The sequence below is a fragment of the Aureibaculum luteum genome, from assembly GCF_003449015.1.
In the GTDB taxonomy this organism is placed as follows: Bacteria; Bacteroidota; Bacteroidia; order Flavobacteriales; family Flavobacteriaceae; genus Aureibaculum; species Aureibaculum luteum.
Genome location: NZ_QRGD01000008.1, coordinates 55,262 through 70,234, shown reverse-complemented (window position 1 = coordinate 70,234; position 14,973 = coordinate 55,262). Strand labels below are relative to the sequence as shown.

The window sequence follows — 14,973 nt, the reverse complement described above, 5'->3', positions numbered from 1 at the left end:
GTCTAATTTAGACTAAATGATCCTTAACGAATTAAGTGCCGTTTCTCCAATTGATGGTAGATACAGAAATAAAATATCAAATTTAGCTCCTTTTTTTTCGGAAGAAGCATTAATAAAATATCGTGTTAAAGTTGAAATTGAATATTTTATCGCGTTAACCGAAATACCACTTCCGCAATTAAGTGATTACGATAAAAACACAAATACTGCATTACGTGCAATTTATATAGATTTTTCAACAAAAGATGCCCAAAGTATCAAGGACATTGAAAAAGTCACTAACCATGATGTAAAGGCTGTTGAATATTTTATAAAAGAAAAATTTGACATTTTAAATTTACAGAAGTTCAAAGAATTTATCCATTTCGGACTTACATCACAAGACATAAACAATACTGCAATTCCACTTTCTATTCATGATGCTTTTGATGCCGTTTACTATCCGGATTTAGCAACATTAATTGAAAAATTAAGAACCTTATCTAATGACTGGGCAGAAATCCCCATGTTAGCACGTACACATGGCCAACCAGCATCACCAACTAGACTAGGTAAAGAGTTTATGGTTTTTGTAGAACGTATTGAACAACAAGTCAAGCAATTACAGAACATACCGTATGCCGCTAAATTTGGTGGAGCAACAGGTAATTTTAATGCTCATAAAGTTGCTTATCCTACTATAGACTGGAAAAAATTTGGTACTAATTTCGTAGAAAATGTCCTGGGTCTACATCATTCTTTTCCTACCACCCAAATTGAACATTACGATCATATTGCTGGTATTTTTGATGCTTTAAAGCGAATAAACACAATAGTAATAGATTTAGATAGAGATATATGGACTTATATTTCTATGAATTATTTTAAACAAAAAATAAAAGCTGGCGAAGTAGGCTCTTCTGCAATGCCACATAAGGTAAATCCAATAGATTTTGAAAATTCGGAAGGTAATTTAGGAATGGCTAATGCTATTTTTGAGCACTTGTCTGCAAAACTTCCAATTTCTAGATTGCAACGTGATTTAACCGACTCAACTGTACTAAGAAATGTGGGCGTTCCTTTTGCTCATACATTAATTGGTTTTTCTTCCACCTTAAAAGGACTTAGCAAGTTATTGTTAAATAAAGAAAAATTTGAAGAAGATTTAGAAAACAATTGGGCTGTTGTTGCGGAGGCAATTCAAACCATTTTACGTAGAGAAAGTTATCCAAATCCATATGAAGCGTTAAAAGGATTGACGAGAACTAATGCTGTGATTAATCAAAAATCAATGGCTGACTTTATTGATAGCTTAGATGTTAATGATAGCATAAAAACAGAGCTAAAAGCAATTACTCCGTCTAATTACACGGGAATTTAATGCGATATTTAATTGTCATATTAACTTTTATCCTCATTTATTCTTGTGCTAAACAAGGAGATGTAAATCAATTTAAAATTGGCACATTTAAAACCCATTTAGATGATTCAGATGCTACATCTGTTGCTTTTAGAAATGAAAATATTCAAATTGAAACTTATGACAATGTAAAGGATACTTTTGCTATTAAATGGAATTCAAACTTTGAGTATGAGTTGACAAAACTAAAGCCAAAAACGCAATTAGACAGTACACCATTTATTGTAAAAATAACAGGAATTAAAGACAATTCCTATTCTTTTACTGCTCATTATAAAGGTTCTAATTTTAAACAAAAAGGAACGGCTATTAAAGTTCTAGACACTAGTTTGGAAGGACAAAACGAATAATAATTAACAATTATTAAATTACAATTTAGAAAATTATGGCTACAGGATTTTTTGCCTTACTTGATGATATTGCAGCTTTGATGGATGACGTTGCCGTTATGGGCAAAATTGCTACAAAAAAAACGGCTGGAATATTAGGTGATGATTTAGCCGTTAATGCAGAAAAAGCATCAGGCTTTATGTCCTCAAGAGAAATTCCTGTATTGTGGGCAATTACAAAAGGTTCTTTTCTGAACAAACTAATTATCTTACCTATTGCTTTTTTATTGAGTGCTTTTTTACCTTGGGCGGTAACACTAGTATTAATTTTAGGTGGTGTTTATTTAGCCTATGAGGGTGCTGAAAAAATATATGAATTTTTTGTACCTCACCATCATGAAGTAGCTGTTATTGAAGAAAAAGAGCTCACAAAAGAAGAAGTATTAGCACTTGAAAAAACAAAAATAAGGTCAGCCATTATTACAGATTTTATTTTATCTATTGAAATTGTAATTATTGCACTAGGTACCGTACTCGACAAACCCCTTCTCACGCAAATAATGGTAGTTTCGGTGGTAGCTATTATTGCAACAATTGGTGTTTATGGCATTGTAGCCCTAATCGTTAGAATGGATGATTTAGGCGTCAGGTTTATTAAACTTAGTAAAGACAAGAAAAACATATCCTATTATATTGGTACATTTTTAATAAAAGCGTTACCAATGGTGATTAGAGCGTTAGGTATTATTGGAACAATCGCTTTATTATTAGTAGCGGGTGGTATTTTTGTTCATTATATTGACTTTTTTCATCATCTTTCAGAGGACTTATTATCATCTGTACCATCAATTCTGAAAGAGTTTATTTTTGGGCTAGTCATTGGCTTTGTTGCATTATTTGTTTTAAATAGTTTTAAATTTATCTGGAAAAAAATAAAGAAGTAAAAAACTATTTAAGATTTTAGTATCTTTGCAACTTGAGAAAAAAGTATTCACATAAAATTCTATCTACATTTGTAGCTATAGTTGTTCTTTTGCCCTTTGCATTTCAAACACTACATGCTTTAGAAGGTCATGAACATTATTTTTGTAATGCGAAATTAGAAAAACACTTCCATAAAAAGCAAATTGATTGTCATTTTTACCATTTAAAAATCACCTATAATTCATTTGATTTTAGTAGTACCTTTACGTTAATCAAACCCCACATTTATTTTCAACTTTTTGATTCGTACACTCAATCTTACTTTTATTCATTTGAGAGTACAAAATCTTCAAGAGCACCCCCTTCTATTATTGCTTAATTAGTTTTTTATCAACGCATTAACAATAATAAAATTTACAAAAATGAAAATTTATTTATCTATACTTATGGTATGGTGTGGCCTTGTATTACATGCTCAACACACGCTTTCAGGAAAAATTATTGACACCAATAACCAGCCTCTTATTGAAGCCGATGTTTATGCTCCAGAGTTGCATAAAGGCACAATAACAGATATGGACGGTAATTATATCTTAAAAAATTTACCAAAAGGCACTTTAACAATTGTTATCGGTTATGTCGGATTTAATTCAAAATCCGTAACTGTAGAAATTACTGAAGAAAGAACGGTATTAGATGTAACCTTAGAAGAATCTGTCTTTAATATGGACGAAGTCATATTATCTACTCCATTTAATAAATTACAAAGCGAAAATGTAATGAAGGTAGAACACAAAACAGTTCAACAATTACAACGCTCGGGAGCAGTAAGTCTAATTGAGGGTATTTCTAATGTTGCTGGGGTTTCTCAAATATCAACAGGTATGGGTATTGGAAAACCTGTAATTAGAGGTTTAAGCGGTAATAGAGTGTTGGTTTATTCGCAAGGGGTTCGTTTAGAAAATCAACAGTTTGGTGATGAACATGGGCTTGGATTAAATGATAATGGTGTTGAAAGTGTAGAAATTATAAAAGGTCCGGCTTCCCTTTTATACGGATCTGATGCTTTAGGAGGGGTCTTGTATTTTAATCCTGAAAAGTATGCTAATGCGAATATTACTACTGCCACTATTAGTCAAAAATATTTTACCAATACTATGGGAAGTAATACTTCATTTAATTTTAAATCTTCTTCTGAAAATATAAAATTTATAGCGTCTATGGGCTATAACTCTCATCATGATTATAAAATACCAGATGGAACACATGTTACCAATTCTCGATTTAATGAGTTTGACGTAAAATCTGCTTTAGGCTTCGAGTTGAAAAATTTCAGTTCTGACAATCGTTTTAATTTAACCTCATCAAACATCGGTATCGCTGAAGAAATTGGTGTACAAAACTCTAATATTATTCCTCAAAACCCGTATCAAAGAATTGACAATTATATTATAAGTTCTCATAATCACATCTATTTTAATGATTCTAATCTAGATATCCATTTTGGTTATACAGCTAATAACAGAAGAGAATTTGAAGAGGAACATGAACATGAAGAAGAAGAAGAAGAAGAAGAAGAACATGAGGAGGAAGAACATGAAGAAGAACATTTAGAACCTTCATTACAAATGAAGCTTAAAACATTTACTTATGATGTTCAATATCATTTACCTACAATAGGTCAGTTTGAGAGTATTTTGGGTGTACAGGGTTTAACACAAAGCAATACTAATTTTGGAGAAGAGTTATTAATACCCGATGCTAACATGAATGATTTAGGGGTATTTGCTATGGTAAACACAAAATGGGATACTCATTTTTTACAAGGAGGCATTCGCTTTGACACAAGAAATATCAATACTGAAGAACATCTAATAGAACATGAAGGAGATGTGCACATATTTGAGGCCATTGATAATTCATACAACAGTTTTACCGCTTCTCTGGGTTATAAAACCACATTGTTTGAAAAGGTAGAGACTCGATTAAATTTAGCTACTGGTTTTCGTGCTCCTAATTTAGCAGAGTTGACTTCAAACGGCATACATCATGGAACAAATAGATATGAAATAGGAAATTCTGATTTAAATAACGAACAAAATTATCAAATAGATTTAGCATTTGAATATAAAAACGAACACATTGAATTTTTTGCCAATGGTTTCTTAAATGTGATAAAGAATTATATATTTTTAACTCCTACAGGAACAACTATAGACGATATTGATGCCTATACATACATACAAGATGACTCGAAGTTGTATGGTAGTGAATTTGGTTTTCACTTACACCCTCACCCTTTGGATTGGTTGCATTTAGAAAGTAGTTTTGAAATGGTTATTGGAAAACAAGACAATGGAGATTACTTACCACTAATACCGGCAAATCAGTTTAATAACACCTTACGCGGTGAGTTTGATATTAAAAACTGGATTTCTAATGGCTATGCATCCATAAAATTGGAAAGTGTATTAAACCAAAACAACGTGGGACTGTTTGAAACAAAATCTGATGGTTACCAATTATTACATTTAGGTCTTGGTGGAGATATAAAAATTAACAACACTAAGTTTAACCTCAGCTTTACACTTAACAACGCCTTAGATACAGAGTATATTTCGCATTTATCACGTTTAAAAAGTGAAGGCATTTATAATATTGGAAGAACAGCAATGTTAGGCCTAAAATTTAATATTTAGTCTGAATAACTATCGTAATTTTATTATTTTTAATTCTTAATAAAATTACGATAGTTTAATAAATACATTAACTATAACAACAATCAGTATATTATTTAAGAATTTTAAAGCTACATGAACTATCATAAAACTTAATGAGAAAGGTTCATTACTCATTTCGGTAAAGTAATTGTTTTGAATGGGTAATTTGTATGAATTAACATCAAGGTCTTAAGCTAAATTTTAGAATTTATATAATTCGTTTTCAACTTCATTTTATATCTTCGTGGTCGTTCTATCAGCTTTAATATAAAAGATAAAATAAAAACGTTGTGTTAAAAAAATAATGCGAACATTATGTCTTTTAACGTTATGCTACTATTGGATAAACGGTTACAAACAATTATAAATACTTATTCTATAAACTCATATGAAAGATTTAAAAAATAAAAAAGCAATAATCACCGGTGGTGGAAGGGGACTTGGTAAAGCTACAGCTATTGCGTTTGCTAAAGAAGGAATAGACGTTGCTATAACTGGAAGAAATGAAGCTATTTTAAAAGAAACAGTTTCTGAATTAGAAGCTTTTGGTATTAAAGCAATTTATTCCGTATTTGATGTAAGCAACTATGAAGAAGTCAAACATAGTATTAAAAGTATCATAAAAACCTTAGGATCAGTTGACATTTTGGTAAATAATGCAGGAATTGCAGCATTTGGGACTTTTAACGAAATGGAAGTTAGCCAATGGAGCCAAATTATTCAAACTAATGTGATGGGGATGTATTATGTTACTAAAGAAATTTTACCCTATTTAATAGCTGAAAATGAAGGTGATATTATTAATGTTTCATCTACAGCTGGATTAAATGGAAATGCCAGTACATCAGCTTATTCTGCATCAAAATTTGCAGTTATTGGAATGTCAGAATCCCTAATGAAAGAAGTTCGTAAAAATAATATTAGAGTTTGTACACTAACTCCAAGTACTATAGCATCTGATATGTCAATTGAACTAGGTATTGCAACCAAAGATTCTCAAGATAGTGTTTTACAACCTGAAGATTTTGCTGAATTAATAGTTGCAGGATTAAAACTACCAAGAAGAGCAATGCTTAAAAGTGCAGCCTTATGGTCTACAAATCCTTAATTCAATTAAAAGTACACTAATTTTACAATCCGTACACTTTGAAAGCAACCTTAAAAGATAAAAATTCTTAGAACCAAATACAAATAGTGACCGAGCTAAATATAAAGTGAAATTATAATACTTTTAACATTATCTTACTTTTAGCTACGGTTTCTTCCCATTCATTTTCAGGGTTACTATCATTTGTAATACCGCCACCAATATAAATTTCAATAGTATTTTTTATAAGTTGCATACATCTTAAATTAACATATAGATTTGAAGTTCCTGCTAAGTTTAATTCTCCTAAAAATCCAGTATAATATTCACGGTTATAATTTTCATTTTGTAAAATAAAATCTTTCGCTTCTTGCTTAGGCACTCCGCACACAGCTGGTGTTGGATGTAATAAATTAATTATATTTTTTAAAGTTAGTTCAGGTGATAATTTTCCTGAAATATCAGTACGAAGGTGCAGTAAATTTCCAGCTTTTGAAGTATAAGGTTTAGAGACCCTAAAATCATTTAGTACTCGTCCCTGCTCGAATTGTTCTAATATAAAGTCTGTGACATGTTTTTGTTCTTTTATCTCTTTCACTTTCCATACTACATCTTTGTAGTCTGAATCGTGACCTGAAGAATAATTTTTGTTATCAATAACCTGTGTACCAGCCAATGCCATTGTAGCAAACGTAGTTTTACTAACCTTTAACAAAGTTTCAGGCGTAGCTCCTAACCACAACCCCACTTTAGGATGAAACCAACAATACACCAACGCATTACTATAACTTGTAAGTAGTTTTTTAAAGGTTTCAACTAGGTTAAATTCTGAAGTAGGAATAGCCTGCTTTCTAGAGAGTACAACTTTTTTATAATTATTATTTTCTAAAAATTTAATTCCCTTTTCAACCAATGCTATATGACTCGCTTTTGAATTTTCTAAATTCGATACCATTGACAAATCTTTTTGGTTATCTATAAAGCGAGCATTGGTAAATTTAGAAGCGTATAATTCAGATTCTGATAATGGAAATAAAATAGAAGGTAAAGCATTGTCAAAAGGTGCAAAAACGAAACCTGAATCTAAATAGTCTTTGGTATTACAAAGGTCATTATTTGTTTGAAAAAAACCTTTAACAAAATCACTCTCAGCCTGCCTATATACAACAAAAGGTTTTTTAGTTTCAAAAGCTTGTTGAACCTTAGCGAAAAGTTCATTTATAGATTTATTTTCAAACATTCTATTTAAGTGTTTTTAAAATTTCACTTTTTATCAAATCAAAATTTGACCAAACTAATTCATGACCAACACCTTTAATGGTGATCATTTTAAATTTATCTGTGTCAATTTTCTGTTGTAAAAATATTGAATTCTCATAGGGTACAATCCAATCAGCATCACCTTGAATATTTACAATTGGTGAAGGACTTTTATTCCATAATTTCTCATACTTAGGTAAATCGGATACGTGTGAATATTTTTCTTTCGCTGCCGCTTGTACTTTTTTTGGAAGTATCCATCGTGTTAATTTCCAATCATATATTTTTAATCCCCAAAACATAGGTTCTAATTTAGCATTTACCGCACTTGCCAAAGATACTTTATACTTGTAATTTTTGGGTGAAGCCAATACTATTGAGCCACCATAAGAATAGCCTATTAGTATAATTTTTTCTGCGGAAATACCATTAGTAACCTTATTCAAAAGGCCCAATTCAAACGCTAGAGATCCTTGAACATTAGCTGTGTTTTCTGTACCATACCCTACCCTATCATAACTCAGCAAATTAGCCTTTGCATTTAATGTACTATCCGTTAAATACTCTTTATAGTCTAAAAAATCTCCTGGTGAGCCATGTACAAAAACTAATGTTGACAAACTCGTATCAATTTTTTGCTGCATTTCCACCGCACGATATTCAAACCCATTATACGTTTTGTGAATAATATTAGGATGTAAACCTGTTATAGTTAATTCCTCTAAGGCTTTTTTATCAGATGTTGGACTTAAAAAAATATGAGCAGCAAACACAACACTAATAAAAAATACCAAAAGAACAATAGCGATAAATTTTAAAATCTTCTTGATTCTTTTCGGCATCATTATCCTTTTCTATTCAGAACAATTACAGTAAGCTTACAAATAGAAATCAATTTTTCTTGTTCATCAACAATTCTAATTTCCCATAATTGTGTTGTCCTACCTTTATGGATAGGTTTGGCTATGGCGGTAACTACCCCTTCTCTTATACCACGAATATGGTTTGCTGTGATTTCCAATCCACGTATTTCTTGCGTATTGATATCAATAGAAAAATGAGCTGCTGTACTACCTACACTTTCCGCTAAAGCCACTGAAGCACCACCATGCAACAAGCCTGCTGGTTGATGCACTCGGGCATTAACAGGCATAGTAGCGACTAGATAATTCTCACCAATATCTGTATAAACAATATTTAATGTTGCCATCAAGGTATTCTCTGTACGACTATTTAGTTCTTCTAATAATGCTTCTTTATCCATAAAATAGTTCTATTTGCCGTAAAAGTAATGAAAAGACTATTAAAGAAAAAGTTACTTTCAGTTCTTATTATATATAACAAATACATAACTTTGCCCCAGATAAGAATGCTATGATATATAAAATTAGATTGATATTAGATACTGAAGAAGATGTTGTAAGAGATATAGCTATTGGTTTTAACGATTCATTAGAAGACTTGCATAATGTAATTACCAATGCCTTTGGTTTTGATGGTACAGAAATGGCTGCTTTTTACCTTACGGATGATGACTGGAACCAAGGTGAAGAAATCCCATTATTTGATATGAACGAAACTGAAGCTAATATTTCTATGCAAGGTTTTATTCTTAGAGATATTTTAACTGAAGATAAGAGTAAATTACTATATGTATATGATTTCTTTTCAATGTGGACATTCTATGTGGAGTTGATAAGTGTCGAAGAAAAGACGCCTGAAGTTGAATTACCAAGTATTTTACTTTCAGTAGGTTTGGTGCCTAGTGAAGCTCCCGATAAGGAGTTTGTCAGTGAGGATAGTTCTAATGGTGATGATGATGATGATGACTTTGATGCCATGGAAAATTTTGATGATTTTGACTTCGATAACTTCGATGAGTTGATGAATTAAAAAAGACCGCCTGCCTCTACGTAAAGGCAAGATCTTGCACGCTTAATTCAATTTTTTGAGATTTAAAATTCTTGATTAGGTTAACTAAATAAAGTAGAAAATCGTTTTTTTCTGTTACGAAATTCAATTTCGTTCGTCTTATTTAATGTAATCAAACAATCACAATCTTGGAAAACATCTTATCCCTCAGAAATTTAGATAAAAAATTTGGAAGTGTACATGCGGTAAATAACCTATCCTTTGATATTGAAAAAGGCAATGTTTATGGCATTTTAGGTCCAAATGGTAGTGGAAAATCTACTACTTTAGGAATCATTTTAAATGTTGTTAATAAAACCTCTGGAGAATTCAGTTGGTTTGACGGAAACATTTCTACACATGAAGCTCTAAAAAAAGTTGGAGCAATTATAGAGCGTCCTAATTTCTATCCGTACATGACAGCGGTTCAAAATCTAAAACTTATTTGCAAAATCAAAGGCGTTTCTTATGATAAGATTGATGAAAAACTAAAAGTTGTTAATTTATTTGAGCGTAGAGATAGCAAATTTAAAACCTATTCTTTAGGTATGAAACAACGATTAGCTATTGCCTCTGCCCTATTAAATGACCCTGAAATTTTAATTCTTGATGAACCTACTAACGGACTAGATCCGCAAGGAATTCATGAAATTCGTAAAATTATTAAAGACATTGCTAGTAATGGGACTACCATTCTATTAGCATCTCACTTATTAGATGAAGTTGAAAAAGTATGTTCACATGTCGTTGTAATCCGCAATGGTATTAAACTTTATTCTGGAGCTGTTGATGGTATTACAGCAACAAATGGCTATTTTGAATTAAATACAGAAGCCGAATCAGAAAAACTATGGGAGTTATTAGAAAAGCATCCAGCAATAGCTAGCGTAAAAAAAGAAGATGGAAAATTAATTGCCTCCTTGGAAAATGAATTGTCAGCATCTGAAATCAATGCGTATTTATTTAAAAACGGAATAACGCTATCACATTTAGTGAAACGAATGCCAAGTTTAGAGCAACAGTTTTTAACCCTTACCAACAACAACTAACCCATAAGCTACCAAATAATGTTACGACTTTTAAATATAGAATTTCACAAACTAAAGCACAATAGAGCAAGTAGAGTGCTCACTATCATCTACTTTGCATTACTAACATCAATTGCATTAATTGCAGCTATAAAATTTGATATTGGTGTTATAAAATTCCATTTAGCAGATCAAGGTATTTTTAACTTTCCGTATATCTGGCATTTCAACACCTATATGGCATCTATCTTTAAGTTCTTTTTACTCTTGGTAATTGTTTCTATGATGGCAAATGAGTATAGTAATAAAACATTGAAACAAAACTTAATTGATGGTTTAAGTAAAAAGGAATTTATTCTTTCAAAATTTTATACTGTAATTGTTTTTGCGGCAATTTCTACATTTTTCGTATTTGTAGTATCAATGACTTTAGGGCTAATTTATTCAGATTTTAATGAGCTGAGTATTATATTTTCTGATCTAGATTATCTTTTTGCCTTCTTTATAAAATTAACTGCATTCTTTTCGTTTGGTCTTTTTATGGGAATTTTAGTAAAACGATCAGCCTTTGCGGTTGGAGGTATTCTCGTTTGGTTTTTTGTAGAAAGTATTTTTAAGTTATTTCTATTTTGGAAATTTAATTCTGATAAATTGGCTTCAAATGATACTATTAGTAGTGACTCATTATCTTCTATTGGTGTAAATGATATCATGCAATTCTTCCCATTAGAGTCTATGGCTAACTTGATAAAACAACCTTTTACAAAACTAAATGCGATACAAACCGCAGGGAAACAATTAGGGCAAAATTTTGCTTTTGATGTTAGTGTACATTGGTATCAAATTGCAATTGCTACTGTTTGGATATTTATCTTTATTTATGCTTCATACGCCTTATTAAAGAAAAGAGATTTGTAAATCTCAATTTTTAATTCAAAAACACCTAAAACGCTTAGTTGCTATTTTAAATGATGAACAAAAAAAATGGGTATTGTTTATGAACCAATACCCATTATTTAACTAACTAACTCAAATAATATACTACAAATTTAAGGTAGAATTTTTTGATTAATGTTAAATTACTATTAAACAATTAATGATTAATGTTAATAATTGTTAAAATTTTAAGATTTAAATTGAATTATATGGAAAATTACTATTTTCGATTAGAAGCCTAGAAATCTAAAACAGTAAGTTTTCCAGAAAATCGTGTATTTTGAAAAAAGTATTGAAGTTCTATTCAAAAAAAAATGGGCGTTGTTTATGAACCAACACCCATTATTTAACTAACTAACTCAAATAATATACCGCAAATTTAAGGCGGAATTCATCGTTTAATGTTAAATTAGTATTAAACAATTTATACTTAGTGTTAATTAATGTTAACGATAGCGTTATAGAATATATACATCGTTTTTTTATCAAATTACAAACTACAATATTAATTCCTATCACTTCTTATTAAAGGGATTGCCATATGCCTTTAATACAAATTAGTTCGTTATTTTTGTAAAATGCAATTCGAATTAAAATCAGAATTTAAGCCCACAGGAGATCAACCTGAAGCTATCAGACAACTTACAGAAGCCATAGCTTCCGGTGAAAATTATCAAACTTTGTTAGGTGTAACGGGTTCCGGTAAAACTTTTACCGTAGCCAATGTAGTTAATAACATTCAACGGCCTACCTTAGTATTAGCTCATAATAAAACGTTGGCGGCACAATTGTATTCTGAGTTTAAACATTTTTTCCCTAATAATGCGGTTGAATATTTTGTATCCTATTATGATTATTATCAACCTGAAGCCTATATTCCTTCAAGCGGATTGTATATTGAAAAAGATCTTTCCATAAATGATGATATTGAACGTCTGCGATTAAGCACTACATCTTCGTTGTTATCTGGTCGTAGAGACGTTTTGGTAGTTGCCTCAGTTTCTTGTTTATATGGTATCGGTAATCCGGTTGAATTTAAAAAGAATGTCATACATATTGAGATTGATCAAAAAATTCCTCGTACTAAGTTTTTACATCAATTGGTTACCAGCTTATATTCTAGAACAGAATTTGAGGTAAAAAGCGGGACTTTTAAAGTAAAAGGAGATACAATAACTATTTTCCCTTCCTATGGAGATTATGGCTATCGTGTTCATTTCTTTGGTGATGAAATAGAAGAAATGGAAAGTTTTGATATTGTCAACAATCAAATCATTGAAAAATTTGAAAAACTAACTATATATCCTGCCAATTTATTTGTGACTTCTCCAGATGTATTGCAAAATGCAATACATGCAATCCAGGAAGACATGGTGAAACAGGTGGATTATTTTAAAGAAATAGGTAAACATCTTGAAGCGAAACGTTTAAAGGAACGTACCGAGTTTGACTTAGAAATGATTCGTGAATTAGGGTATTGTAGTGGGATAGAAAATTACTCACGTTACCTAGACGGAAGACAACCCGGTACAAGACCCTTCTGTTTATTAGATTATTTTCCTGATGATTATTTAATGGTAGTAGATGAAAGTCATGTTACCATTCCGCAAACCCATGCTATGTATGGTGGTGACCGTTCCAGAAAAGAAAATTTAGTTGAATACGGATTTCGATTACCTGCGGCAATGGATAACCGTCCATTAAAATTTGAAGAATTTGAAGAAGTCCAGAATCAAGTAATTTTTGTGAGTGCCACACCAGCAGATTATGAATTACAAAAAACAGAAGGTGTTTTTGTGGAGCAAGTAATTCGTCCTACAGGGCTGTTAGATCCAGAAATTGAAATTAGACCAAGCTTAAATCAAATTGATGATTTAATTGAAGAAATTCAATTACGTGTAGAAAGAGATGAACGAACTTTAGTTACTACCCTTACCAAACGTATGGCAGAGGAATTGACAAAATATTTGAGCAGAATACATATTCGTTGCCGTTATATTCACAGTGATGTAGATACATTGGAGCGTGTCGAAATAATGCAACAACTTCGTAAAGGTTTGTTTGATGTGTTAATAGGTGTAAACCTATTACGTGAAGGGTTAGATTTACCCGAAGTTTCTTTAGTTGCTATTTTAGATGCCGATAAAGAAGGTTTTTTACGTAGCCAGCGATCCCTGACCCAAACTATTGGTAGAGCAGCAAGAAACATTAATGGTAGAGCCATTATGTATGCCGATAAAATCACCAATAGCATGCAATTAACCATTGATGCTACTAACGGGAGACGTGAAAAACAAATCGCTTACAATACAAAACATAACATTACCCCAACGCAAATTAAAAAGAGTCTAGACGATAGTTTAAGTAAAAACAATATTAGTTCTTTTCATTACGATGCAGCTGCTACAAAAGCGGCTGAAGAGGATTTAGAATATTTACCAAAACCTGAAATTGAAAAACGAATTAGAGATCGTCAAAAAATGATGGAAAAAGCAGCCAAAGCGTTGGACTTTCTAGTTGCCGCACAGTTAAGAGATGAAATAAAAGTGCTGAAAGAGCAGTTGTAAAGTATTTTAAGACAACCCTAATTTACAGCTTTACTTGTTGTAAATAATATGAAAATAAAAATCTGAATTATAGTTTGTTTTTTTATACTTCTTCTCATAAAATAAATAACCACTATTTCAATAATTATACAAGAGTTTAGATATTACATTAATAAAATTATTTATTGAATTAAATTCTAACTAAAAAACATTAAATTAGACTCGTATTAAATTAACAACCTAATCTATAAATTATGGTACCTTTTATTGTTATCGGCGGAATTATCGTTCTAATTGCACTTTTCCTTATTTCTGTTTTCAACAAATTTGTAAAAAATAAAAACGTCGTTAAAGATGCTTGGAGTAATATAGACGTTGCTCTTAAACGTCGTTATGACCTAATACCCAATTTAGTAGAAACGGTAAAAGGATATGCTAAACATGAAAAATCTACCTTAGAAGCCGTAATTAGTGCTCGTAATGCTGCAATGGAAGTACCTACAGGTGATATTAATGCTAAAATAAAAGCAGAAAACCAGTTGCAACAAACCTTACGAAGTATTTTTGCATTGAGCGAGGCTTATCCTGATCTGAAAGCCAATACTAATTATTTAGATTTACAAGAAAAACTAAATACTATAGAAGAAAATCTTGAACGAAGTCGTAGATATTATAATGGTACGGTAAGAGAAAATAATACCTATGGAGAAAGTTTCCCTGGAGTTCTTGTTGCCGGAATGTTCAACTATCAACATTTTGACTATTTTGAAACCGATGAAGTAAGTAGAGAAAATGTAAAAGTAGAATTTTCATAAAAACTTTGTATTTACAGA

13 protein-coding genes are annotated in these 14,973 nt (G+C 31.2%); 10 read left to right on the top strand and 3 right to left on the bottom strand.

What is annotated here, in order from left to right; all coding sequences use genetic code 11:
• The first annotated feature begins 16 nt into the window (after positions 1-16).
• The 5 genes from purB to D3P13_RS16805 all read left to right on the top strand — a co-directional run bounded on the left by purB (position 17) and on the right by D3P13_RS16805 (position 6,480).
• Complete coding sequence (gene purB / locus D3P13_RS16830) at positions 17-1,360, top strand: adenylosuccinate lyase (RefSeq protein WP_117884048.1); 1,344 nt, start codon at positions 17-19, stop codon at positions 1,358-1,360.
• The gene (locus D3P13_RS16825; RefSeq protein ID WP_117884047.1) at positions 1,360-1,749 is read left to right on the top strand and encodes a hypothetical protein; all 390 of its coding nucleotides are present in this window, start codon (positions 1,360-1,362) and stop codon (positions 1,747-1,749) included. Before purB ends, D3P13_RS16825 begins: the two co-directional genes overlap by 1 nt.
• Positions 1,750-1,784: 35 nt before the next feature.
• A complete protein-coding gene (locus D3P13_RS16820; RefSeq protein WP_117884046.1) occupies positions 1,785-2,672 on the top strand; it encodes a DUF808 domain-containing protein in 888 nt (295 codons plus the stop codon).
• A gap of 402 nt (positions 2,673-3,074) precedes the next feature.
• Positions 3,075-5,351 (top strand): TonB-dependent receptor, encoded by a 2,277-nt coding sequence (locus D3P13_RS16810; protein ID WP_117884044.1) that lies wholly within the window; start codon positions 3,075-3,077, stop codon positions 5,349-5,351.
• A gap of 409 nt (positions 5,352-5,760) precedes the next feature.
• On the top strand, positions 5,761-6,480 hold the full coding sequence (locus tag D3P13_RS16805) for a 3-ketoacyl-ACP reductase (RefSeq protein WP_117884043.1): 720 nt from the start codon (positions 5,761-5,763) through the stop codon (positions 6,478-6,480).
• A 112-nt stretch (positions 6,481-6,592) separates the two neighbouring features.
• On the opposite strand, the gene D3P13_RS16800 is transcribed toward D3P13_RS16805, so the two are convergent.
• From D3P13_RS16800 to D3P13_RS16790, 3 genes are read right to left on the bottom strand one after another with little or no spacing between them, the layout of a single operon-like run.
• Positions 6,593-7,699, bottom strand: coding sequence for an isochorismate synthase (locus D3P13_RS16800; RefSeq protein ID WP_117884042.1), 1,107 nt, complete (start codon positions 7,697-7,699; stop codon positions 6,593-6,595).
• Position 7,700: 1 nt separating this feature from the next.
• Positions 7,701-8,564 carry an alpha/beta fold hydrolase gene (locus D3P13_RS16795; RefSeq protein ID WP_117884041.1) on the bottom strand — a complete coding sequence of 288 codons (864 nt, stop codon included), beginning with the start codon at positions 8,562-8,564 and terminating at the stop codon, positions 7,701-7,703.
• Positions 8,564-8,983 carry a hotdog fold thioesterase gene (locus tag D3P13_RS16790; RefSeq protein ID WP_117884040.1) on the bottom strand — a complete coding sequence of 140 codons (420 nt, stop codon included), beginning with the start codon at positions 8,981-8,983 and terminating at the stop codon, positions 8,564-8,566. Before D3P13_RS16790 ends, D3P13_RS16795 begins: the two co-directional genes overlap by 1 nt.
• Before the next feature lie 110 nt (positions 8,984-9,093).
• On the opposite strand from D3P13_RS16790, the gene D3P13_RS16785 reads away from it, so the two are divergent.
• The 5 genes from D3P13_RS16785 (at position 9,094) to D3P13_RS16765 (ending at position 14,955) form a co-directional block, all read left to right on the top strand.
• The gene (locus tag D3P13_RS16785) at positions 9,094-9,612 is read left to right on the top strand and encodes an IS1096 element passenger TnpR family protein (RefSeq protein WP_198680054.1); all 519 of its coding nucleotides are present in this window, start codon (positions 9,094-9,096) and stop codon (positions 9,610-9,612) included.
• A gap of 167 nt (positions 9,613-9,779) precedes the next feature.
• Complete coding sequence (locus D3P13_RS16780) at positions 9,780-10,679, top strand: ABC transporter ATP-binding protein (RefSeq protein ID WP_117884039.1); 900 nt, start codon at positions 9,780-9,782, stop codon at positions 10,677-10,679.
• A gap of 18 nt (positions 10,680-10,697) precedes the next feature.
• Entirely contained in the window at positions 10,698-11,576 is an 879-nt protein-coding gene (locus tag D3P13_RS16775; RefSeq protein ID WP_117884038.1) for an ABC transporter permease, read from the top strand.
• A 596-nt stretch (positions 11,577-12,172) separates the two neighbouring features.
• Entirely contained in the window at positions 12,173-14,161 is a 1,989-nt protein-coding gene (gene uvrB / locus D3P13_RS16770; RefSeq protein WP_117884037.1) for an excinuclease ABC subunit UvrB, read from the top strand.
• Between the two features lie 233 nt (positions 14,162-14,394).
• A complete protein-coding gene (locus tag D3P13_RS16765; protein ID WP_117884036.1) occupies positions 14,395-14,955 on the top strand; it encodes a LemA family protein in 561 nt (186 codons plus the stop codon).
• Positions 14,956-14,973: the final 18 nt, after the last annotated feature.